Origin of the sequence: Cellulophaga baltica, assembly GCF_018861125.1 — a bacterium.
GTDB lineage: Bacteria > Bacteroidota > Bacteroidia > Flavobacteriales > Flavobacteriaceae > Cellulophaga > Cellulophaga baltica_A.
The window spans coordinates 45804-67554 of sequence record NZ_JAHKQN010000033.1 but is presented as its reverse complement, the minus strand read 5'-3'; the positions used below and the strand labels follow the sequence as shown (position 1 = coordinate 67554).

General features: G+C 29.9%; 25 protein-coding genes. 18 read left to right on the top strand and 7 right to left on the bottom strand.

From position 1 onward, the window contains the following. Nucleotides 1-145 precede the first annotated feature (145 nt). From KO500_RS15830 to KO500_RS15780, 11 genes are all read left to right on the top strand, one after another. On the top strand, nt 146-1063 hold the full coding sequence (locus KO500_RS15830) for an ABC transporter permease (RefSeq protein ID WP_215957535.1): 918 nt from the start codon (nt 146-148) through the stop codon (nt 1061-1063). Further along, nucleotides 1060-1740, top strand: coding sequence for an ABC transporter ATP-binding protein (locus tag KO500_RS15825; protein ID WP_215957534.1), 681 nt, complete (start codon nt 1060-1062; stop codon nt 1738-1740). Before KO500_RS15830 ends, KO500_RS15825 begins: the two co-directional genes overlap by 4 nt. A gap of 3 nt (nt 1741-1743) precedes the next feature. Continuing rightward, nucleotides 1744-2367, top strand: coding sequence for a class I SAM-dependent methyltransferase (locus KO500_RS15820; protein ID WP_215957533.1), 624 nt, complete (start codon nt 1744-1746; stop codon nt 2365-2367). 9 nt (nt 2368-2376) lie between these two features. Then, on the top strand, nt 2377-3240 hold the full coding sequence (locus KO500_RS15815) for an AraC family transcriptional regulator (protein ID WP_252732579.1): 864 nt from the start codon (nt 2377-2379) through the stop codon (nt 3238-3240). Nucleotides 3241-3340: 100 nt separating this feature from the next. Further along, a complete protein-coding gene (locus tag KO500_RS15810; RefSeq protein WP_215957532.1) occupies nt 3341-3541 on the top strand; it encodes a hypothetical protein in 201 nt (66 codons plus the stop codon). 5 nt (nt 3542-3546) lie between these two features. Then, nucleotides 3547-4404 carry an NAD(P)H-binding protein gene (locus KO500_RS15805; protein WP_215957531.1) on the top strand — a complete coding sequence of 286 codons (858 nt, stop codon included), beginning with the start codon at nt 3547-3549 and terminating at the stop codon, nt 4402-4404. A gap of 67 nt (nt 4405-4471) precedes the next feature. Beyond that, on the top strand, nt 4472-5203 hold the full coding sequence (rluF, locus tag KO500_RS15800) for a 23S rRNA pseudouridine(2604) synthase RluF (protein ID WP_215957530.1): 732 nt from the start codon (nt 4472-4474) through the stop codon (nt 5201-5203). A 71-nt stretch (nt 5204-5274) separates the two neighbouring features. Then, nucleotides 5275-6546: a DEAD/DEAH box helicase gene (locus KO500_RS15795; RefSeq protein WP_215957529.1), complete on the top strand. Its 1272-nt coding sequence runs from the start codon at nt 5275-5277 to the stop codon at nt 6544-6546. A gap of 174 nt (nt 6547-6720) precedes the next feature. After that, complete coding sequence (locus KO500_RS15790; RefSeq protein ID WP_215957528.1) at nt 6721-7926, top strand: GAF domain-containing sensor histidine kinase; 1206 nt, start codon at nt 6721-6723, stop codon at nt 7924-7926. A 98-nt stretch (nt 7927-8024) separates the two neighbouring features. Next, nucleotides 8025-8465 (top strand): hypothetical protein, encoded by a 441-nt coding sequence (locus tag KO500_RS15785; RefSeq protein WP_215957527.1) that lies wholly within the window; start codon nt 8025-8027, stop codon nt 8463-8465. Nucleotides 8466-8560: 95 nt separating this feature from the next. Continuing rightward, nucleotides 8561-9178, top strand: a complete 618-nt coding sequence (locus tag KO500_RS15780; protein WP_215957526.1) for an FMN-binding negative transcriptional regulator — start codon at nt 8561-8563, stop codon at nt 9176-9178. A gap of 63 nt (nt 9179-9241) precedes the next feature. Here KO500_RS15780 and KO500_RS15775 read toward each other — a convergent pair whose 3' ends face one another. Then, nucleotides 9242-9715, bottom strand: a complete 474-nt coding sequence (locus tag KO500_RS15775) for a Dps family protein (protein WP_215957525.1) — start codon at nt 9713-9715, stop codon at nt 9242-9244. 102 nt (nt 9716-9817) lie between these two features. On the opposite strand from KO500_RS15775, the gene KO500_RS15770 reads away from it, so the two are divergent. Next, complete coding sequence (locus tag KO500_RS15770; protein WP_215957524.1) at nt 9818-10759, top strand: LysR substrate-binding domain-containing protein; 942 nt, start codon at nt 9818-9820, stop codon at nt 10757-10759. Between the two features lie 32 nt (nt 10760-10791). On the opposite strand, the gene KO500_RS15765 is transcribed toward KO500_RS15770, so the two are convergent. Beyond that, nucleotides 10792-11013, bottom strand: coding sequence for a hypothetical protein (locus KO500_RS15765; protein WP_215957523.1), 222 nt, complete (start codon nt 11011-11013; stop codon nt 10792-10794). 139 nt (nt 11014-11152) lie between these two features. On the opposite strand from KO500_RS15765, the gene KO500_RS15760 reads away from it, so the two are divergent. Next, nucleotides 11153-12415: a D-alanyl-D-alanine carboxypeptidase/D-alanyl-D-alanine-endopeptidase gene (locus tag KO500_RS15760; RefSeq protein ID WP_215957522.1), complete on the top strand. Its 1263-nt coding sequence runs from the start codon at nt 11153-11155 to the stop codon at nt 12413-12415. Between the two features lie 4 nt (nt 12416-12419). Here KO500_RS15760 and KO500_RS15755 read toward each other — a convergent pair whose 3' ends face one another. The 4 genes from KO500_RS15755 to KO500_RS15740 form a co-directional block, all read right to left on the bottom strand. Continuing rightward, nucleotides 12420-13013, bottom strand: a complete 594-nt coding sequence (locus KO500_RS15755; protein WP_215957521.1) for an NUDIX domain-containing protein — start codon at nt 13011-13013, stop codon at nt 12420-12422. A 9-nt stretch (nt 13014-13022) separates the two neighbouring features. Continuing rightward, nucleotides 13023-13520, bottom strand: coding sequence for a hypothetical protein (locus KO500_RS15750; RefSeq protein WP_215957520.1), 498 nt, complete (start codon nt 13518-13520; stop codon nt 13023-13025). Between the two features lie 86 nt (nt 13521-13606). After that, on the bottom strand, nt 13607-14500 hold the full coding sequence (locus KO500_RS15745; protein WP_215957519.1) for a DUF6268 family outer membrane beta-barrel protein: 894 nt from the start codon (nt 14498-14500) through the stop codon (nt 13607-13609). A gap of 177 nt (nt 14501-14677) precedes the next feature. After that, a complete protein-coding gene (locus KO500_RS15740) occupies nt 14678-15136 on the bottom strand; it encodes a DUF4442 domain-containing protein (RefSeq protein ID WP_215957518.1) in 459 nt (152 codons plus the stop codon). Between the two features lie 339 nt (nt 15137-15475). On the opposite strand from KO500_RS15740, the gene KO500_RS15735 reads away from it, so the two are divergent. From KO500_RS15735 to KO500_RS15715, 5 genes are all read left to right on the top strand, one after another. Continuing rightward, the gene (locus tag KO500_RS15735; RefSeq protein ID WP_215957517.1) at nt 15476-15811 is read left to right on the top strand and encodes a PadR family transcriptional regulator; all 336 of its coding nucleotides are present in this window, start codon (nt 15476-15478) and stop codon (nt 15809-15811) included. 2 nt (nt 15812-15813) lie between these two features. Further along, nucleotides 15814-17634, top strand: a complete 1821-nt coding sequence (locus KO500_RS15730) for a PspC domain-containing protein (RefSeq protein ID WP_215957516.1) — start codon at nt 15814-15816, stop codon at nt 17632-17634. 113 nt (nt 17635-17747) lie between these two features. Next, a complete protein-coding gene (locus tag KO500_RS15725) occupies nt 17748-18482 on the top strand; it encodes a head GIN domain-containing protein (RefSeq protein ID WP_215957515.1) in 735 nt (244 codons plus the stop codon). 101 nt (nt 18483-18583) lie between these two features. Then, nucleotides 18584-19594 (top strand): dipeptide epimerase, encoded by a 1011-nt coding sequence (locus KO500_RS15720; protein WP_215957514.1) that lies wholly within the window; start codon nt 18584-18586, stop codon nt 19592-19594. Next, nucleotides 19594-20655: an aminotransferase class I/II-fold pyridoxal phosphate-dependent enzyme gene (locus tag KO500_RS15715; RefSeq protein WP_215957513.1), complete on the top strand. Its 1062-nt coding sequence runs from the start codon at nt 19594-19596 to the stop codon at nt 20653-20655. The genes KO500_RS15720 and KO500_RS15715 overlap by 1 nt, the downstream gene beginning before the upstream one ends. A gap of 58 nt (nt 20656-20713) precedes the next feature. Here KO500_RS15715 and trxB read toward each other — a convergent pair whose 3' ends face one another. After that, nucleotides 20714-21679: a thioredoxin-disulfide reductase gene (gene trxB, locus KO500_RS15710; protein WP_215957512.1), complete on the bottom strand. Its 966-nt coding sequence runs from the start codon at nt 21677-21679 to the stop codon at nt 20714-20716. Nucleotides 21680-21751: the final 72 nt, after the last annotated feature.

The following is a 21751-nucleotide window of genomic DNA, read 5'->3' as shown; positions in this document are numbered from 1 at the left end:
TTGAAACTTTTCAAGTGTAATTGATTTTTTTGTGCCTTTTTTAACTTAATACAAATAGAGTTGTTTATCAGGTATTTCTTAAATTAGAGATATGAAACTCACATTTAATCTTATGTATTTGTGAAGTTATAATCCCAGTGTGTAAATGAAAGAATATTTTCAACTTCAATTTAAGTTATTAAATAGAAAAATAATCGATTTTGGTGTTCCTCTTATTCTTGCCTACACGCTTTTACCTGTTCTATTTACACTAGTTTTAAACTATTTATATAGTAAAACCGAATTTGCAATTCCTATTCTAATTTTATCGTCAATTTCGTTTATATATAAATTAAGTGAACCTAATAGAAATGATTTTTTAAAGACTATATTTAATAATAAAAATTATAAAAAAATAAGAATCGTAGAAAATCTTATATTCTCGTTACCATTCTCTCTATTCTTATTGTATAAATTTGAACTTCTATATTTTTTATTACTAAACGTATTAGCTGTTTGCTTTTCATTCCTAAATTTTAAAGCAAGTAACAATCTAATAATCCCGACACCTTTTAACAAAAAACCATTTGAATTTATAATTGGTTTCAGAAAAACATTTTACATATTTCCTGTAGCTTATATACTAACCTACATATCTATATCCGAAACAAATTTTAACCTTGGTGTTTTTTGTATGTTGCTAATCGGGTTAGTTTGTCTATTTTATTATTCTAACCTAGAAAATGAATATTTTATATGGAATTTCAATCAATCACCTAAACACTTTTTAAAAGAAAAAGTAAAAACCTGCGCTATAAATTTTACAATTTTAAGCTCACCCATTTTACTTACTTTAAGTATTTATTTTCATACTCAAATTGATATTTTAGCACTCTTTTTTTTGCTATGCATTACTTATCAAGCCACAGTAATTTTTGCCAAATACACTGCATTTCCGAATGAAATTAGCATGTCTGAAGGAATATTAATAGCACTTTCTTTTATGTTTCCTCCAATTCTAATTATAATTACGCCTTTGTTTTATTTAAAATCTTTAAAAAAACTAAAAACCATATTACTATGATTAAAATTGAAGGTTTATCTAAATTTTACGGCAAAAATCAAATTCTTTATTCATTAAATATAGAATTTGAAAAGGGAAAAACATATGGGATCGTAGGAGAAAATGGTGCCGGTAAAACAACACTATTTAGATGTATTTCTGGGCTTGAAAATTATCAAGGAAAAATATTTTCTGATTATAAAAAACTTAAAAATCATTTAGGCTTATTATTAACAGAACCTTACTTTCTTCATAAAATTACAGGTAAAGAATATATTCAATTATTGGCTAATTCTAGGCAAATACAATTAGTCTCTATTGAAGAAAAAAACATTTTTGATTTACCCTTAAACCAATATGCATCAAACTACTCTACTGGTATGAAAAAAAAGTTGGCATTAACTGCTATTCTTCTACAAGAAAATGATGTTTTTATTTTAGACGAACCCTTTAATGGTGTTGATATTCAAAGTAATTTGATTATTACAGATATTATTAAAGAACTTAAAAGATTAAACAAAACAGTTCTTATTTCATCACACATATTTTCAACTTTAGCTGAAACTTGTGATGAAATATTCTTAATGAAAAGCGGAAAAATAATTAAAAAAGTAAATCATGCTAATTTCAAAAAACTTGAAATAGATATGAAACAGTTTTCAATTGGTAACAGAATTAACAAATTAAATTTAAAGTAAATAATGGCAAAAGAAGAAGCAAAAAAATGGGATGATCGTTACCGAGAAAAAGAATATGCTTATGGTATAAAACCTAATGTGTTTTTTAAAAAAGAAATTGAAAAACTAAATATTAGTAAAATACTTTTTGGTGCCGAAGGTGAAGGAAGAAATGCCGTTTTTACGAAAACATTAGGACATGACGTTGTTGCTTTTGATATTAGCCATGAAGCCAAAAAGAAAGCTTTAAAACTTGCCGAACAAAATGGTGTAACATTAGATTATAAAGTTGGTGAATTACCAAATTTAGGTTTTAAACCTAAAAGTTTTGATGTTATAGCTTTAATTTATGCACACTTTCCTTCTATTATTAGACAAGAATACCACAAAATGCTTGACACATTGCTAAAACCCGGAGGTTATATAATATTTGAAGCTTTTAGTAAAAATCATTTAAAATATAAAATGGAAAACCCTAAAGTTGGTGGTCCTGGAGATTTAGATGTATTATTTTCAATAGATGAATTAAAATCTGATTTTAAAAACTACAACATAATTCAATTAGAAGAAAAAACTATTGAATTAGATGAAGGTATTTATCATATCGGTCAAGGTTCTGTAATTAGGTTTATAGCTAAAAAACAATAAAATTTCATTTTGAAAAACATTCCAAATATATCATTTAATAGTAGCGATAATACAACAGATATTCAGTTTTTAGATTTAGTAGATCTTTTTGAAAAAGTTAAACAAAACCCAACTCATAATCCTAAAAAACCACATAGAATAGACTTTTTTGCGCTACTAGTGGTTACCAGTGGTACAGGAAACCACCAAATAGATTTAAAAAAATATCCTGTAAAAAATGGAACTGTTTTAAAAATAGCAAAAGGGCAAGTTCATTCTTTTCAAGAGAATTTATCGTATAAAGGTTATTTAATCATATTTACAGAAGAATTTGTGCTCAAATATTTTTCAAAATCTTCAATTGACTTTATCTCTCATTTATACAACTATCACTTATCTGAGCCAATTGTAGAGAATAGTAATTTTAATGAGTCTTTCATTCAAAAAGCAACTACAGAACTTTTAGGCAAAAACACCTATTTACAAAAAAATATTGTGGCTAAATATCTTGAGTTATACCTACTAAAGTTAGAGCGTATATCGCATGATACTGTTGCTATAAAACCTGATAAAAAATATTACATATTATTTTTTCAATTTAAAAACCTTGTTGAAAAAAATTATAAAGAAAGCCGGAATGTAAAAGATTTTGCTGAAATGCTACTAATTTCAACAAAACATTTAAATAAAATAGTACAAATATTCACCTTAAGTTCTGCTAAAAATTTTATAGATAATTATGTTATTTTAGAAATTAAAAGAACTATTTTAAGTACCAACAATAGTCTGAAAGAAATTGCTTTTGATTTAGGATTTGACGAAGTAACAAATTTTACTAAATTTTTTAAAAAACATACCGGGCTTACTCCTAAAGAATACAAATCAGATATTTAATTTCATTCCCATATTTACCATTTTTAATAAAATTTTTACCTTTAAAGGAAGTCTAATCTAATATAGCTTTGCATTAATTACAACATATAAAATATTTATAATGAGCGAAATAGCTATATGCCCAACTTGTGGCAGTAAATCAAAAGTAAAAAAGAAAAACGAAGAAGTTACTTACCAAGCTGTACAAGATGAAGAAGCTTTTAAAAAAATAGGTCAAATGAAAAAAGCTATGGAAAAATTTAAAACTAAAGCTGAAAAACTTGAAAAAGAGTTAGCTACCCTCAAATCTAATTTAAAATAAAACGTATGAAAATTGCAGTTACATCGGCAAACGGAAAATTAGGAACAGCAATTGTACAACAATTAATCTCAAAGATTGGTAGAGAGCATATTATTGGCATTGCTCGATCTCCTGAAAAAGCAAAACATTTAGGTATTACTATTAGAAAAGGAGATTACAATAGTCGTGAACAATTTAATAAAGCTCTTGAAGGGGTAAATTGTGTTCTTCTAATTTCGGGTATGGATGATCCTGAAAAAAGAATACAACAACATAGAAATGTAATTGAAGCTGCTAAACAAAATTCTGTTCAAAAAATAGTTTATACAAGTATTATTGGTGATGAAAACAACAATGCTTTTAGCCCTGTAGTACAAAGTAACCGGCAAACAGAGAGAGATATTACGGCATCTGGATTACAATGGTCTATTGGTAGAAATGGTATTTATATTGAACCTGATATTGAATATATTGACACCTATGTAAAAGAAGGTAGCATTACCAATTGTGCTGGTGACGGAAAATGTACCTATACTAGCAGAAAAGAATTAAGCTATGCCTATTCTGAAATGTTGCTGAGTAAAAAACATAATTCAGAAATATACAATTTAGTAGGTAACCCAATTACACAAACTGAATTAGCTAATCTTTTTAATAAAATATATGATACTAATTTAAGTTATACTCCTGTATCAATTGAAGCTTATGAAAAAGATAGAAAAGAAGCTTTAGGCGATTTTATTGGAACTATAATAGCAGGTATTTATCAAGGAATAAAAAATGGAGCTAACAATGTAATATCAGATTATGAAAAAGCTACAGGTAGGCCTCATAAAAGCCCTTTAGAGATGATTAAAGAAATTAAATTAGATAGTAAAAATTGATAAAAGCAAACGCTGTTGCCTAACGCAATTTAATCTTGTAATTTTGCAGTAATAGGTAAATACATTCATGGAAAATACACAACCCACACGAATTAATAAATATTTAAGTGAAGTTGGCTATTGCTCTCGTAGAGCAGCTGATAAACTTATTGATCAAGGTAGAGTAACCATAAATGGTGTTGTGCCTGAAATGGGCACTAAAATCACTACTAAAGATGAAGTTCGTGTTGATGGTGAATTGGTTTCAAAAAAGAATGAAAAACATACCTATTTGGCATTTAATAAACCTGTAGGCATTGTTTGTACAACTGATACTAAGGTTGAGAAAGATAATATTATTGACTATATAAATTATCCAAAACGTATTTTCCCTATCGGGCGATTAGATAAACCTAGTGAGGGACTTATTTTTTTAACTGATGATGGTGATATTGTAAATAAAATACTACGTGCGCGTAACAATCACGAAAAAGAATATATTGTAGCTGTAAACAAGCCTATCACATCCGATTTTTTAAGAAAAATGAGTAGCGGTGTGCCTATTTTAGATACGGTTACCAGACCTTGTAAGGTTGAAAAAATTGACAAATACACATTCAGCATTATTCTTACGCAAGGTTTAAACCGTCAAATTCGTAGAATGTGTGATCATTTAGAATATAGAGTAAAACGTTTACAACGTGTACGTATTATGAATATAGAATTGGATGTTGAAGTAGGTAAATGGCGTCATATTACTGAAAATGAGTTAAAAGAAATTAACTTTTTAATCACTGATTCTGCCAAAACACACGATTAAATAGAAGTGTAAGCTCCTAAACGCCAATATATCAATTGTAAACACCTACCTTTGGGGCATATTAAAATTACATGACATTTAAAGAATTAGGAATTGCTGAACCTATATTAAAAGCACTTACACAAGAGGGTTACGAAAATCCGACTCCAATACAAGAAAAATCAATACCAACATTACTTAAAGGAAAAGACCTTTTAGGCGTTGCCCAAACAGGAACGGGGAAAACAGCTGCTTTTGGTATTCCAATATTACACCATTTATATACAAATAATAGCGGACTTGGTAAACGCAAGATAAAAGCGCTTGTGGTAACACCTACGCGTGAATTAGCTATTCAAATAGGCGAAAGCTTTACCGCATATGGCAAATATACAGGTATAAAAAATACGGTGATCTTTGGTGGCGTAAAACAAGGAAAACAAACCGATGCTTTACGCAAAGGTGTTGAAATACTTGTTGCTACACCTGGGCGTTTATTAGATTTAATGAATCAAGGTTTTATATCATTAAAAGATTTAGAATACGTTGTTTTAGATGAAGCAGACCAAATGCTAGACATGGGTTTTATTCATGATGTAAAAAAAATTATTGCTAAACTGCCTGCAAAAAGACAATCGCTTTTCTTTTCGGCTACCATGCCAAAAACAATTGTAGAACTATCTAAGAAGATTTTAGGAGACTTTGAACAAGTAACTATTAAGCCACAACAAGCAACCGCTGAAAAAGTTGAGCAAGCCGTTTATTTTGTTGCAAAAAACAATAAAGTAAAACTATTAGTTCATTTAATTGAAACTAATGATGCAAAAGCAGTTTTGGTTTTTTCAAGAACCAAGCACGGTGCAAATAAAATTGTAAAACAATTAGCTAAAGCTGAAATTAATGCTGCAGCAATTCATGGTAACAAATCACAAACTGCAAGGCAGAATGCTTTAAAAGATTTTAAAAACGGTAAACTTAATGTTTTAGTAGCTACTGATATTGCTGCTCGTGGTATTGATGTTGACGCTTTATCATTAGTTATAAACTATGATTTACCAAATGTACCCGAGACGTATGTTCACCGTATTGGTAGAACTGGGCGTGCTGACGCCAGTGGTGTTGCTTTGTCTTTTTGTGATGGTGAAGAAAGAGCTTATTTAAAAGATATTCAAAAGCTTATAAAGCAAACAGTTCCTGTAATTGAAGAGCATCCTTTTGTTGATGATGAGCCTCAAGAGGTAAAAAAGCCTAAAAATAATAACAGACCTCAAAGAAAAGGGCAATCCTCATCTTCAAGAAATAAAAATAGAAATAACAGAAATAGAAACAGGAATAGAAATTCTTCTTCTAAGCCTAAAGAATAAATTACTAACAATAGAAATATTAAAAAGCCTCAAATTGTATTTGAGGCTTTTAACGTTAAAAACAAACTAAACAACATTTATGATTTTATAAATATAATACAATTAACATTTAAACGTTATAAAAAAGAAAGAAAAAGATTACATTTATATAAATATTATATTACTACATAAAAAATGATAGCACCAGAAACGCCTGATAATGAAGAAGAAAGATTAGATGCTTTAGAATCTTTCTCTATATTGGATACCTTGCCAGAGGCTGATTATGATGATATTACTGCATTAGCTGCTGAAATTTGTGGTACTCCTATATCAACAATTAGTTTGGTCGACAAAGACAGACAATGGTTTAAATCAAAGCAAGGTGTTGACGTTTCTGAAACATCTAGAGATATTTCATTTTGTGGTCACGCAATAAACGACCCAGAAAATACTATGGTTGTGGGTGACGCTACAAAAGATGATCGATTTCATGATAATCCTTTTGTAACAGGAGACTTAAATATACGTTTTTATGCAGGTGTTCCTTTTTTAAATGAAGAAGGCTTACCGCTAGGTACACTTTGTGTGTTTGATAATAAACCAAACGAACTTACTGAAAGCCAATTAAAAGCTTTAAATGTACTTTCTAAACAAGTAATGAACTTACTTAAACTTAGAAAAAGTGAACAATTACTTAAACAAGATATTACTAATTTAGGTGAGAAAAACTTAGAATTGGAGCAATTTGCATTTGTTGCTGCTCACGATTTAAAATCACCTTTAAATAACATTACTAGTTTATCTAATTTATTTAAAACTATTTATGGTCCTCAAGTAGATGCTGAAGGGAATGAACTTATTGATCTTATTATAGCTTCTTCAAGTAAACTAAAAAAACTTATTGACGGTTTATTAGATTATAGTAGAAGTGAAGAAATTTTAAAAGAAAATAAATCTAACATTTGCACGCTTGAACTTAAAGGTAATATCACTAGTTTTTTCTCACATGAAAAAGATGTGAATATTAGTATTGACACTAGTGAAGTTGGCTGTTTAGAGGCTAATGAAACTGCCATTAACCAGGTACTTATTAACCTGATCACCAATGCCATAAAATATAACGATAAAGAAAATGCTACAATTGATATTAAACTTACAGACTCAACTACACATTACATATTCTCTATCCTAGATAATGGCCCTGGAATACCTGATAATAAAAAAGAAGAAATTTTTAAAATATTTGCAGTTAATGCAACCGAAGATAAATACGGCAATAGAGGTAACGGTATCGGTCTAGCAACCGTTAAAAAAATTGTAGAAAAACTTGGTGGTACTATAAATGTTGAGTCGGAACTTGGTAATGGCTCTAATTTTATTTTCTCCATTAAAAAGTAACTTCACTTCTATTAGGCTACACAAAATTTAATTCTTTCACGCTATTTTAAAATAATGTATCGCTGTACTACGTTAAACTTATAAATACATACACTCTTATGAAAAAAATACTATTTATATTTTTTATATGCGCTTTACAATCTTGTACAGATTTTGATGATGAAGCTATTGAAATTAGTGGAGAGTTTACGCACCTAAGTGACAATTGTGGTGCTGATACAGAAACAGAATCTGAAGAAAGTACTACTGAAACAGAGACCGAAACAGACACGGAAGTTGAAGAAGTTTCATGTACCGAAATAGTTACTTTTATTGATGAAACTACTGCTGAGATTCTTATTGATGGTAGTGATACTGCTCAAATAGTTAATTATGCAATATATGGTAAGAATATAATTTTTACTGATGATGAAGGTATTGAGATTGAATTGTCATTTACTATTGTAAGTGAAACTTCAATTATAAGACATGAAGATAGTGAAACATGGGAAAAGACTGAAGAAGAAGAGGGTGAAGATACAGTTGACGAAGAAGGATAAAAGTTTCATATCAAAATATATTTAATATTAAAACCTTATCATTAATTTGGTAAGGTTTATTTTTTTACTTCTATTTACTTTCAAAATAGTAATATATGTATACGCCCGAACATTATAAACAAACTGATCATAGTAAAATAATTGATTTTATTAAGCAAAATGGTTTTGGCATTTTAATAAACCAAGTAAACGGAAAACCTTGGGCTACACACATACCACTTGAATTAGATAAAGATGAAAATAACCAAGATATTTTAGTTGGCCATATTGCAAGAGTAAATCCGCAAGCTAAAAACTTAGAAAGTTCTAATGAGGTTTTATGTATATTTAACGGGCCTCACTCATATATATCATCATCATGGTATAAAGAGGAAGAGGTACCAACTTGGGATTACATTGCTGTACATGTTTACGGAAAAATAGCTATTCAATCTGAAAAAGAAGTTCTTAATGCTATGGCTAAACTCGTAGATAAATATGAGCAAAATTCTAAAAAACCTGATACTATAAATAGTTATTCTGAAAAAACATTAAGACAAGTTAAAGGTGTTATTGGATTTAAAATTTTGATAAGCGATATACAAGCTACTTACAAATTGTCACAAACAAGAACAGAGGATCATGACAATATTATTAATGAACTAAAAGAAACTAATGATGCAGGAGCACTTAAAATTGCTGAAGAAATTAAAGAATCATCATCAAATTTGTAACCATAAAAAAAAGCTTCTTGTAAAAACAAGAAGCTTTTTTTTTTATTGTATTTTAGTTTATAACTACTCTGTTAACCAAGCTTTCATCATCCAAACAGTTTTTTCCTGCTCAGTAATAAAATCACTCATCATTGAGTTTGTACCTTCATCATTGGCTTCGTCAGAAGTTTCTAAAATACCTCTTTCGATAATTAATAATTTTTTAATAGAATCTACAATTAACTCAATAGCTTCTTTATCTTTTGTGATGTTTTTACCAACTTCAATTTCAGATTTCGCAATATAATCTTCGAAAGTATGTAATGGCACACCTCCTAAAGTTAATATTCTTTCAGCTATCTCATCTACTTTCGTATTCGCATCATTATATAACTCCTCAAATTTCACATGTAAATCAAAGAAAAGTCTACCTTTAATATTCCAATGGATACCTCTTAAATTTTGGTAATAGCGTTGAAAATTTGCCAGTAATACGTTTAAATCTTCACTTAGTCCTTCTGATTTTTCTGAACTTAACCCTATACTATTTAATTCCATAACTCTAATATTTAATTATATAGCAAATTTAAAAATTTTAAAGGTGATAAACCATAAACCTTATTGATAGTTTTTATAATTTTATAGTCTAAAACAATACGAATGACAATTACCCAATTACAGTACGTTCTAGCCGTTGCCGAATATCAAAATTTTACTTTAGCAGCAGAAAAGAGCTTTGTTACACAACCTACTTTAAGTATGCAAGTTCAAAAATTAGAAGATGAGCTTGATGTTTTAATTTTTGACCGTGGAAAAAAACCAATATCGGTTACTGAAGTTGGAAAAAAAATAGTTGAACAAGCAAAAAACATTGTAAACGAGGCTAATAGAATTAAAGATATAGTAGACCAAGAAAAAGGTTTTATTGGTGGTGAATTTACACTAGGTATTATACCTACGGTTATGCCTACTCTTTTACCAATGTTTTTAAATACATTTATTAAAAAATACCCAAAAGTTAATTTAATAATCAAAGAGTTAAATACGGATGATATAATTCGCCATATTCAAGATGGTCATTTAGATGCAGGTATTGCTGTTACTCCATTAGAAATTGAATATATTAAAGAACGCCCATTATATTATGAACCGTTTGTAGGTTACGTACCAAAAAGTCACAGACTTAATGCTAAAGATAAAATTGACACTTCTGATTTAGATATAAACGATGTTTTACTTTTACAAGACGGGCATTGCTTTAGAGACGGTGTAATTAATTTATGTAAAATAACTAAGTCTGCTGAAACAGATGCTTTTCAATTACAAAGTGGAAGTTTTGAAACGTTAGTGAATTTAGCTAACGAAGGTATGGGAATGACTCTTTTACCTTTTTTAAACACCTTGAGTTTAGATGATAAGAAAAAAGACCATTTAAAATATTTCAATACACCATCACCAGCAAGAGAGGTGAGTATTATATACCATAAAAGTGAACTTAAAATACAAATTACTGATGCAATTAGAGAAGTGATATCAAGCATTGTAAGAGGAGCAATTGCTTTTCAAGATGTAAAAATTATTAGTCCTCTTAACAAGAAGTAATTATAACTAATTTTAAAATATAAAAAAGCCACTTATTTAAGTGGCTTTCTTGAATTATTACTTTTAATGTAAATTAAACTTTGTTGCAATTCTGGTTTGTCATTTATAAATTGTTGTAACCATAATTTAAGTTCTCTGACTTCTTCGGGTAATAAGGTTGAAATTGCCTTTTGAACTTCTCTACAAAATAATTTTGTGTCAAAACTTACTTTTTTAAGTACCGTTTTTGTGTACTCAAGCATAGCTCTTGCCATAATTATATCTTTAAATTTATTGTTACTAAGTTAACCAATAAAGGCTTATAATATTGTAGTTCAATAGTTAAAAAATAGATAATTTCTTGTTAATTTGCCAGAGTTGATTGACAATATGTTATTCCTTTAATAAATTAATATGAATAAATTTATATACACGCTATTCATTATAAGCCTTTTACAAAGTTGTGCCGCCGTAAAGCTTAAAAAAGACATTGACAATGTATTAAATAAACCATTTTATGAAAATCAAATTACAGGAATATTAGTGTATAATCCTGATAAAAATGATACTATTATAAATCACAACAGTAAAAAATATTTTACACCAGCAAGCACAACAAAAATTGCGACATTGTATACTGCAATGCAAACCATACCTGAACAAATTCCGGCTTTAAAATATGCAATAGTAAATGACACTTTATTCATTCAAGGTACTGGAGACCCTACGCTACTCCACCCTTATTTTAAAGATAGTACTGCACTAAATTTCATAAAAGGTTTTAAAAATATCGCTGTTAACTTAACAAATTTTCATGATGATAAATACGGACCTGGCTGGGCTTGGGAAGATTATGACTATTATTATCAACCTGAACGCAATAGCTTACCTATGTATGGCAATATTGCAACAATTTACAAAACCAGCAAGCTCAACAGTATTCCAAAATTATTTGAAAAAGATATTTTAAACATCAATTATACTAAACTAAGAGAAGAGTTTGAAAACACATTTTATTACAGTCCCGCTAAAAATGACACTATTCAAACCCCTTTTATAATTGATAATAGTTTAATTCAAAACTTATTAAGTAAAGCCACAAATAGCAAAATTTCTATCGCAAATAATTTTCCCGATTCTAATGTAAAAACGGTATATGGTGTAGTTTCAGATTCTGTTTATAAAAGAATGATGTATAAGAGTGATAATTTTTTAGCAGAACAATTGTTACTCGTTTCAAGTGCAACACTATCAGATACCTTAAGCTTTTCTAAAGCCAAAGAAAATATATTAACTACCCATTTAGCTGATTTAAAGCAAAAACCACGTTGGGTAGATGGTTCCGGTTTGTCTCGTTATAACTTATTTACACCTGCTTCATTTGTTCAAATATTGACAAAAATTTATTATGAACAACCAAAAGAACGTATATATTCTATTTTTCCTGCTGGTGGTGTTTCGGGCACACTAAAGAATTGGTATAAAAGTGAAAAAGAACCTTATATCTATGCAAAATCGGGCAGTTTAGGCAATAATTACTCACTTTGTGGTTATTTGATAACAAATTCAGGTAAAACGCTAATTTTTAGTTTTATGAATAATCATTACCTACAATCAACATCAGAAGTAAAACAACACATGCAAGCAATTTTTGAAAACCTAAGAGATAATTATTAATTATCTAACTCTCAAAAAGATTCACAATTTTGGCATGTTGTAAAAGCATAACAGTTTTTGCATCTTTTATTTCACCCGAAGCTATCATAGCAAAAGCTTTATCAAAACTATATTCTAAAACTTCAATATTTTCAGTTTCATCATCGGCACCACCACCTTTTGTGACTTTTTGAGCTTCAGTATAAGAAGCAATAAAAAAATGAACTTTTTGCATTACAGTGCCAGGTACCATGTAACTGTCAAATATTTTAGTTACTGTATCTAACTTATATCCTGTTTCTTCAAGAGCTTCTTTTTTACTGCAATAATCAGGTGCGTCACCTTCTAAAAGGCCTGCGCATACTTCAATTTGCATTCCATCGCCTTGTTGATTTTCATTTTGGTACGTAGGCATTCTAAACTGGCGTGTAAGTATTACAGTTTGTTTTTCTACATTGTACAATAATGTTGCTGCAGCATCACCACAGTCATACACCTCGCGTTCTTGTTTTTCCCACTCCCCATCTTCTCTTTGGTATTCAAAAATGTATTTATATAGTTTGTACCAATTATCTGATAGTAACTTTTTAGTAATATTTCTTAAGTTTCCGTTTTTCAAAATAGTCTGCTATGTTTTAATTTCAGCAATTATTTGCTCTAATTCCTTTTCTTTTTGAGTGCCAATTAAAAGTCTTTTCCCTTTTTTAAGTGTAAGAGCTAAACCTTTGTTACCTTTAACATTGTACACCATACCATGTTTTAAGCTTATTCGAATGCCGTAACCTACAAAACCGTAAGTTACAACTCTCGCTGTTTCAACAGTACTCCAATCAATTATTTTAGTAAAAAAAGGAAAATATTGAATTTTAATAGCTTTAGTTGTAATTATAGTTTTTAATCTCAACACAAGAAATATAATAATTACAGCTACTAAAATTAGCAAAGCTATTGCTGTATCATTTTTAATAATTAATGAGAGTGATAGGTTTTTTGTACCCGAACTAAACTGCTCATAAATAGCAATAATAATAGTTAGTAAACTAAAAATAAATGGAGCCAAAAGTAAGCACCACAACCACCATTGTGAAAATTTTTGTTCCTCTTTAAATAAAACATTGTTTTCCATAGCTAATAAGATATACTTAAAAATAAAAAACAGAAACTACAATGAAGTAATTTCTGTTTTAAATATTTTAAAAAAATCGCTATTTCTTAATAAGGACTCTTAACTTTGACTAATGATTTTAAATTGTATTTCAATCCAAAATTAATATAAAGACTGTTTTGTATTTCTAAGTCATAAATTTCATTATTGTCATAACTCTGAACTTTTAAATTGTTCACTGCTGTATAACCAACTTTAGACTCTAATAAGAAATTTTTTAAGAATCGTAAGTTATAACCAATACCACCTACAAAATAAGTATTGTTTAAAGTACCTACATAATCAGTGCTATGAATTTCAACATCATCATTAATATTACCAACTAAACCATCAAGAGTTGTAAAAGCTTCAATATTATGATTGTCGTTTAATGTGTATTTAGCTCTACTTTCTGGGAAACCTATTTTATAAGCCCATTCATCACTAAGTCTCTTTGTATAAGCAATCACAGGAATAGGAAAATGTAAGCCGTTTTGAGGGTCATACTCAGCACCAAATGTCCACATTGTTTGTGCTTCTGCATTAAGTTTATCGACAACAATAGATCCGTTTACGAAAATATCATGACTTTGAAATTCTACCTCATCATAATTAGATGATAATTGTGGTTCAATCTTAAAAGTAAAACCCCAACCATTTTTTAAAATACGGTTGTAAAGCACTCCAAAAGAAAAAGTTTGATAGTTATCTACTTGTTCCGTTTCAAAAGGCACATCGTCATCTACAAATTTGATGTGAGTAGATTGGTATTCTCCAATAGCACTTATGCTTTCTTTATTCGTTGCATTTTTAATTGGAATAACAAATCCAACATTATTTTTTTTAATAGTAGCAACCTGTGTGTTTTGTAAAAACTCAGAGTTCACATAAATACTACCGATTTCTTGCGCGAAACCAATACCCACTGCACTAAAAATAAGGATGATTAATAGTTTTCTCATTTTTCAATTTCTATTTAAAAGTTATTTAATGCACCACTGTCAGTCTAAAAATGACAGAGATTACAAGGAACGAAATTGATGAAAAACAAAAAAAGCAACAAAATTTATAGATAGAATAGGCTTTTAACTATACCAACTTATCATATTTATCGATAGAATAAGATACTAAGTCGTTTTTTATTTCTTTTTTAACTTAATAGTCCATTCAAAATTAAAGGTAGAAACTACCACGCCATCTTCATTTATTCCAACTGATTTCATCCAAAGTGTCTGCCCTTCTCCAGTTGCTACCGTTTTAGCAATAGCGTCTTGTATTAAATGGCCATCTTCACAAGTAAATGTTATTTTACCTGTCGCTTTTTTAGTAAAACTTGCATTGTTGTTAGCTACAAGCATTGAAATTTTTTCACCACTTTCTTCTATTTGAGCTATCATCATAGCTCCAGTACTTAACTCTGCCGCCATACCTTGAACAGCCCAAAACATTGACCTGAAAGGGTTTTGGTTAATCCATTTATGTTTTACGGTTACTATTGCCTTACTATCATCTATATGCCTTAATCGCACACCACACCACCAAGCTGATGGTAACTTAAAAAATGTAAACGTATTAAACTTACTTGCTGAAACTGCCATACCCCTCTTCTATATTTTTATAAATATATAGAATTTAATTTAGTTGAAAAATGTTAAAATATTGTTAATTTATAGTACTATGCGTAACACAGTACCTTTTTTTAGACATATATTTGTATAAACAATTAGCTAAGTATTTAATTTTTAATAACAAAAGGTCTTAATCACACCTTAATACAACGCTAAAATTTAATCTAACACTGATTGTAAATCAGTAAAAATCAATCAAAGGATGTTTATTCATCAATCAACAAAACGAACAGTTAATTCATGCAGTCTGCTATTTCTTAAAAAAGAAACGGATTACTACCCCAGACTGCATTTTAGAAATTTAAATCTATGAATGTAGAAAACACAAAAGCTCAAATGCGTAAAGGGGTTTTAGAATATTGCATATTATCTATTTTAAATGGAGAAGATAAATATGCTTCTGAAATATTAAAAACACTTAAAAACGCAAAAATGTTAGTTGTAGAAGGTACTATTTACCCACTACTTACTCGCTTAAAAAATGCAGGATTATTAAATTATCATTGGGAAGAATCAACATCAGGACCACCAAGAAAGTATTATAGCTTAACGGAAGAAGGTAAACTTTTTTTAAAAGAATTAGATACCACTTGGGATGAATTACGACATGCCACTAACCTAGTTACCAACAACAAAAACGACTAACGATGAACAAAACTGTAAATATAAACCTAGCAAATGTGCTTTTTCATATAGATGAGAATGCATACATTAAAATGCAACGGTATTTAGAAGCTGTGAAGCGTTCTTTAAATAACACTGCTGGTAGCGATGAAATTTTAGCTGATATAGAAGCACGTATTGCAGAACTTTTTCATGAAAAATTAGTTAATGAAAGACAAGTAATTACCATTCATGAAGTTGATAAAGTTATTGCAATTATGGGGCAACCCGAAGATTATAAGCTTGATGATGAAGTTTTTGGTGATGATCCAGCACATGAAAATTCAAATACTGAAACACAAAAAAGCAAAAAATTCTATAGAGATGTTGATAACAAAATAATTGCCGGAGTTTCTTCAGGTTTAGGACATTATTTTGGTATAGACCCTATTTGGGTTCGTGCTTTTTTTATCATACCTACATTAGCTAGTTTTGGAAGTTTCATTTTAATTTATGCGATACTTTGGGTTCTAATTCCTGAAGCTAGAACAACGGCGGAAAAACTAGACATGCGCGGTGAAGCCATAAATATTAGCAACATAGAACGTAGAGTTAAAGAAGGTTTTGCTGATGTTTCTGAAAAAGTAAAAAGTGTAGATTACGAAAAAGTAGGTGACAAAGTTAAAAGCGGTAGTAAATCTTTTTTTGAAAACTTAGGAGCGCTACTCACAACCATTTTTAGTGCTTTTGGTAATTTTTTCAAGGCTTTATTTAAAATTTTCGGCAAATTCATAGGGGTTTTACTTGTATTATCTGGAGTTAGCATAATAATCTTACTAATTATAGCTTTATTTTCTATAGGCCTGTTTGAAAATATGCATTTAGGACCTGTAAATGTATATGAATTAGTAGATACTACTAATACTCCACTTTGGTTGGTTTCTACATTTGTCTTTTTTGTATTTGCATTACCATTTTTTGCCTTATTTTATTTAGGTTTAAAAATTCTGATTAAAAACTTAAAACCTTTAAATTCAATTGCCACATATACTCTATTAGGTATATTTTTAATATCGTTAATTGGAATAATTGTTATTAGTGTTAGACAAGCAACATCAAGAGCTTTTTTTGATAGTACAGAAATTGAAACTGAACATTTCGTACCTGTTACAACAGATACTTTAAATATCGAATTTAAATCAAACAGTTTACACTGGAAAAGAAGTCGCTTTAGTATTGACGATATGTTTGTTAGTGTTGATGATGATGGAAATGAAATTTTAGTATCAAAAGAAGTTAATTTTATTCTTAAAAGTTCAAAAGACTCCTTAATACATATTAAAGTTCAAAAAAATGCTAATGGAACTTCATTTCTAGAAGCAAGAGAAACTTCTGAAAGAATAGATTATAATTATGAACTTGTTGGTAATACGCTCTATTTTGATGATTTTCTGACTACAAACAGAAAAAATAAATTCAAAAACCAAGAGGTAGATGTGCTAGTTTATTTACCAAGAAAAATGTTGCTTAAATACCCTTCTGATGGTAGAAATAATGTTCACCTTCGAATGGAAAATGAAGGGAATCTGAGAAATAAAGAAGCTCAAAAACATATTTGGAAGACCAATAGAAATGATTTTACTTGCTTAGATTGCATTAATGAAGATGAAATTGACAATGACGATGCTAGGCTTCATATTAACAATAAAGGCATTAATATCAATATTAATCAAGAAGGTGAAAAAGGAAAAATTAAAATTGACGAAAACGGAATTGACATTGATGTTAATGACAACGGAGAATCCTTTAAATTAAAAATAGACGAAAACGGCGTTTTTATGAATCCCGACGAAGACAATAATTAAAACAATAACAAGCTAAGTAACAATTCATCCCTCAAACTAATCAATTGGGTAATTCAAATTATTATTTAGCGCATATAAATAGCAAATTTACATCAACCTAAAAAACAACAATCATGACAGCATTAATTAGAATTGCAATTGCATTTGCCCTTTCAGCAGTATTAACATCTTGTGGCTTTGATATCAATATCGGAGATTTTAGCTCAGGAGAAAAAGGAAACGGAGTCGTTACCACTAGTGAACGAGAAATTAGTGAGAAATTTACTAAAATCACTTCTTCTGAAGGTTTAGACGTTTATGTAACACAAGCCGATGAATTTAATATTTCGGTTGAAGCGGATGAAAATATTATTGAGCTTATTGGTACTGATATTTCAAACAATACTTTAAAAATACATGCCATTAAAAATATTGGTAACGCTACTAAAAAAATATACGTTTCATTACCAGAAATTACAAGCTTAAAGTCTTCAAGTGGTTCTATTTTAAAGGTAGAAAACACTATAACAGGTAGTAATTTAGATATTGATTCTAGTAGTGGATCTATTTTAAAAGCAACTGTAAATGTTGAGAACCTTGATCTTGAAGCTAGTAGTGGCTCAAACATAAAACTATCAGGCACAACTAATACAAGTACTATTGATGCTAGTAGTGGCGCAAATATTAAAGCTAGTGATTTAACTACTGAAATATGTGATGCTGAAGCTAGTAGCGGTGCGAATGTTTCTATTTTTGTATCAAAATCATTAACTGCTGACGCAAGTAGTGGCGGTAATATCTCATATTCTGGTGATGCTAAAGTTTCAAAAAACAAAAGTGTTTCTGGCAGTATTTCATTTAACGACTAAGCCCTCAATTTAATCAACCAAAGGGAGCCTCTGAAATTTCAGGGGCTTTTCATTTTCTAATACTTTGTTATTCACTATTTTTAAAATAAATATATCTAGTGATGCAAATAAGTCTTAAAAAGTACATTCTACCTTTAAAACATACTTTTAGTATTTCAAGAGAGTCACATGATTTTCAAGACAGTTTAATTGTAGGCCTTAGCTTAAACGGGCAAACTGGATATGGTGAAGCAACCTCTAACCCGTATTACAAGATTAGTGTTGAAAGTATGATGGATGAGATTAATACTATTAAATCTGAAATTGAAAATTACAACTTTACAACACCAGAAGTTTTACATGCATTTTTAATAGGTAAAGGTTTATCAAACTTTGCTATTTGTGCTATAGATATGGCCGCGCATGATTTACATGGTAAATTAATAGGCAAACCACTTCATGAAATTTGGGGCACAACATTAGATAGCTTCCCAACTACAAATTATACCATTGGTATTGCTAGCATTGATAAAATGGTTGCGAAAATGAAAGAAATGCCATGGCCTATTTACAAGATTAAATTGGGAACTGATGATGATGTTAGTATTGTAAAAGAATTACGTAAACACAGTGATGCTATTTTTAGAATTGATGCTAACTGTGCTTGGACAGCTAAAGAAACTATATACAATGCTCCACTTTTAAAAGATTTAGGTGTTGAGTTTTTAGAACAGCCATTAAAAGCTGATAATTGGGAAGGTATGGAGGAAGTAATGCACCAAAGTGTATTACCCGTAATTGCTGATGAAAGTTGTATTGTTGAAAGTGATGTTGAAAAATGTGGCTTGCATTATAGTGGCATAAATATAAAATTGACTAAATGCGGTGGCTTAACTCCTGCTCTACGCATGATTAAAAGAGGAAAAGAACTGGGCTTAAAAGTTATGGTTGGTTGTATGACGGAATCTACCGTAGGTATTTCTGCAATTGCACAATTAACACCTCAATTAGATTATGTTGATATGGATGGTGCTCTTTTATTGAAAGAGGATATTGCTAAGGGTATTGTTATAAATGAAGATGCATCTGTCGTTTTCCCTAAACTTGGCGGATCTGGTGTAAAACTTAACTAATGAAACATACGGTTACAACATTCCCAGGTAGAGAAATTAAAATTGAAGATAAAAACTATCTTTATTTTGGTGGTACAGCATATTTGGGTTTACAGACAGATCGTAACTTTCAGGATATTTATATTCAGAATATTCTAAAATATGGCACTAATTACGGGGCTTCACGAAAATCAAACATCCAGATTGCTATTTTTGATAAAGCTGAAAACTATTTGGCTAACTTAGTTGGGAGTGAATCGTGTACAACCATGTCATCTGGTTATTTAGCAGGGCAATTTGTGACACAGGCTTTTGCCAACAAAACATACAAACTTTTTTATGCACCTAATACACATAGTGCGCTATATCAAACAAAACAGAAAAGTAAAAAAGCATCATCATATGTTACTTTCTCTTCTTTAAATTTTGCGGTACGGCATCATTTAGAGAAAAATAAAAAAGCCATTCCCGTTATCTTTTTAGATGCCATAGATTTCTCAGGAGTAAATTATCCAAATTTTGAAGGTTTAGCACAATTACCCCTATCTCAACTTATTTTAGTAGTTGATGATTCTCATGGTATTGGTATTGTCGGAGAAAATGGCTCTGGTGTTTTTAAAAAAATTGCATCATTAAATCCAAAAGAATTAATTGTTAGCTGTTCTCTAGGAAAAGGATTTGGTGTGCAATCAGGTGCTATTTTTGGCACATCAGAAAGAATTACAAACTTAACAGAAACTGAATTTTATGGCGGTGCAAGTCCTGCTTCTCCAGCAAATATTGCTAGCATTATTGATGGCCAAGAAGTTTTTACAATAAAAAGAAAACAACTTCAAGAAAATATTGAACTCTTTTTAAAACACGTTACCGTTACTAGAAAGTTTCATTTTATGAATGGTCATCCTGCCTTCAGTTTTCAAGATGAAGAACTTACCGCTTATTTAGAGCAACATCATATTATAGTTACTAGTTTCAGGTATCCAAATAAAGATTCTAAACTAATGAGTAGAATTGTAATTAGCGCCGCACATACAAAAGATGATATTCTAGAACTAAGTAATGTTTTAAACAAGTATTTATAAATTAAAAAAGCATCCATTTACATAGATGCTTTTTGTATAGAATTTCAAAAGTATTTTATTAAGCTACTTCTTCGGGAGTTTCAATTTCTGCTAAATAACGTTCAGCATCTAAAGCAGCCATACAACCTGTACCTGCCGCAGTAACTGCTTGGCGGTACTCTTTATCTTGAGAATCACCACAAGCAAATACACCTGGTAAGTTTGTTTTAGTCGATTTACCTTTAGTTATTAAGTAACCTGTCTCATCCATATCTAACTGACCTTTAAAAATATCAGTATTTGGTTTGTGACCAATAGCAATAAATAAACCTGTAATTGCTATATCTTCTTTTTCACCAGTTTGATTATTTACCATACGTAAGCCTTCAACAACTTGGTCTCCTAAAACCTCATCAACTTCAGTATTATACTTAATTTCAATGTTTTTAATGCTATTTACTCTATGTTGCATCGCTTTTGAAGCTCTCATTTCTCCTTTACGAACCAACATAGTAACTTTATTACAAATATTAGCTAAGTATGATGCTTCTTCTGTTGCAGTATCTCCTGCACCAACTATAGCAACATCTTGACCTTTATAAAAGAAACCGTCACATACTGCACATGCAGACACACCACCACCTCTTAATTTTTGTTCACTAGGTATGCCTAAATATTTTGCACTCGCACCTGTAGAAACAATAACTGTTTCAGCTTCTATCTCAACAGAATCATCAACAGTAACTTTATGTATTCCACCAACTTCTTTGCTTAAGTTTACAGCAGTAATCATTCCTATTCTTACTTCAGTTCCAAAACGCTCTGCTTGCTGTTGCAATTGCATCATCATTGTTGGACCATCAATACCTTCAGGGTATCCAGGAAAGTTATCAACCTCAGTAGTAGTAGTTAATTGTCCACCTGGTTCCATACCTGTATACATTACAGGTTTTAAATCTGCTCTTGAAGCATAAATTGCAGCTGTATATCCAGCAGGACCCGATCCAATAATTAACGTTTTTATTCTCTCTATTTTATCTGACATAACCTAATACTTCTTTTTATTATTCAAAAGTAGGTTTTTTAATAAAAAACTTACTTCAAAAGTTATCAAAAT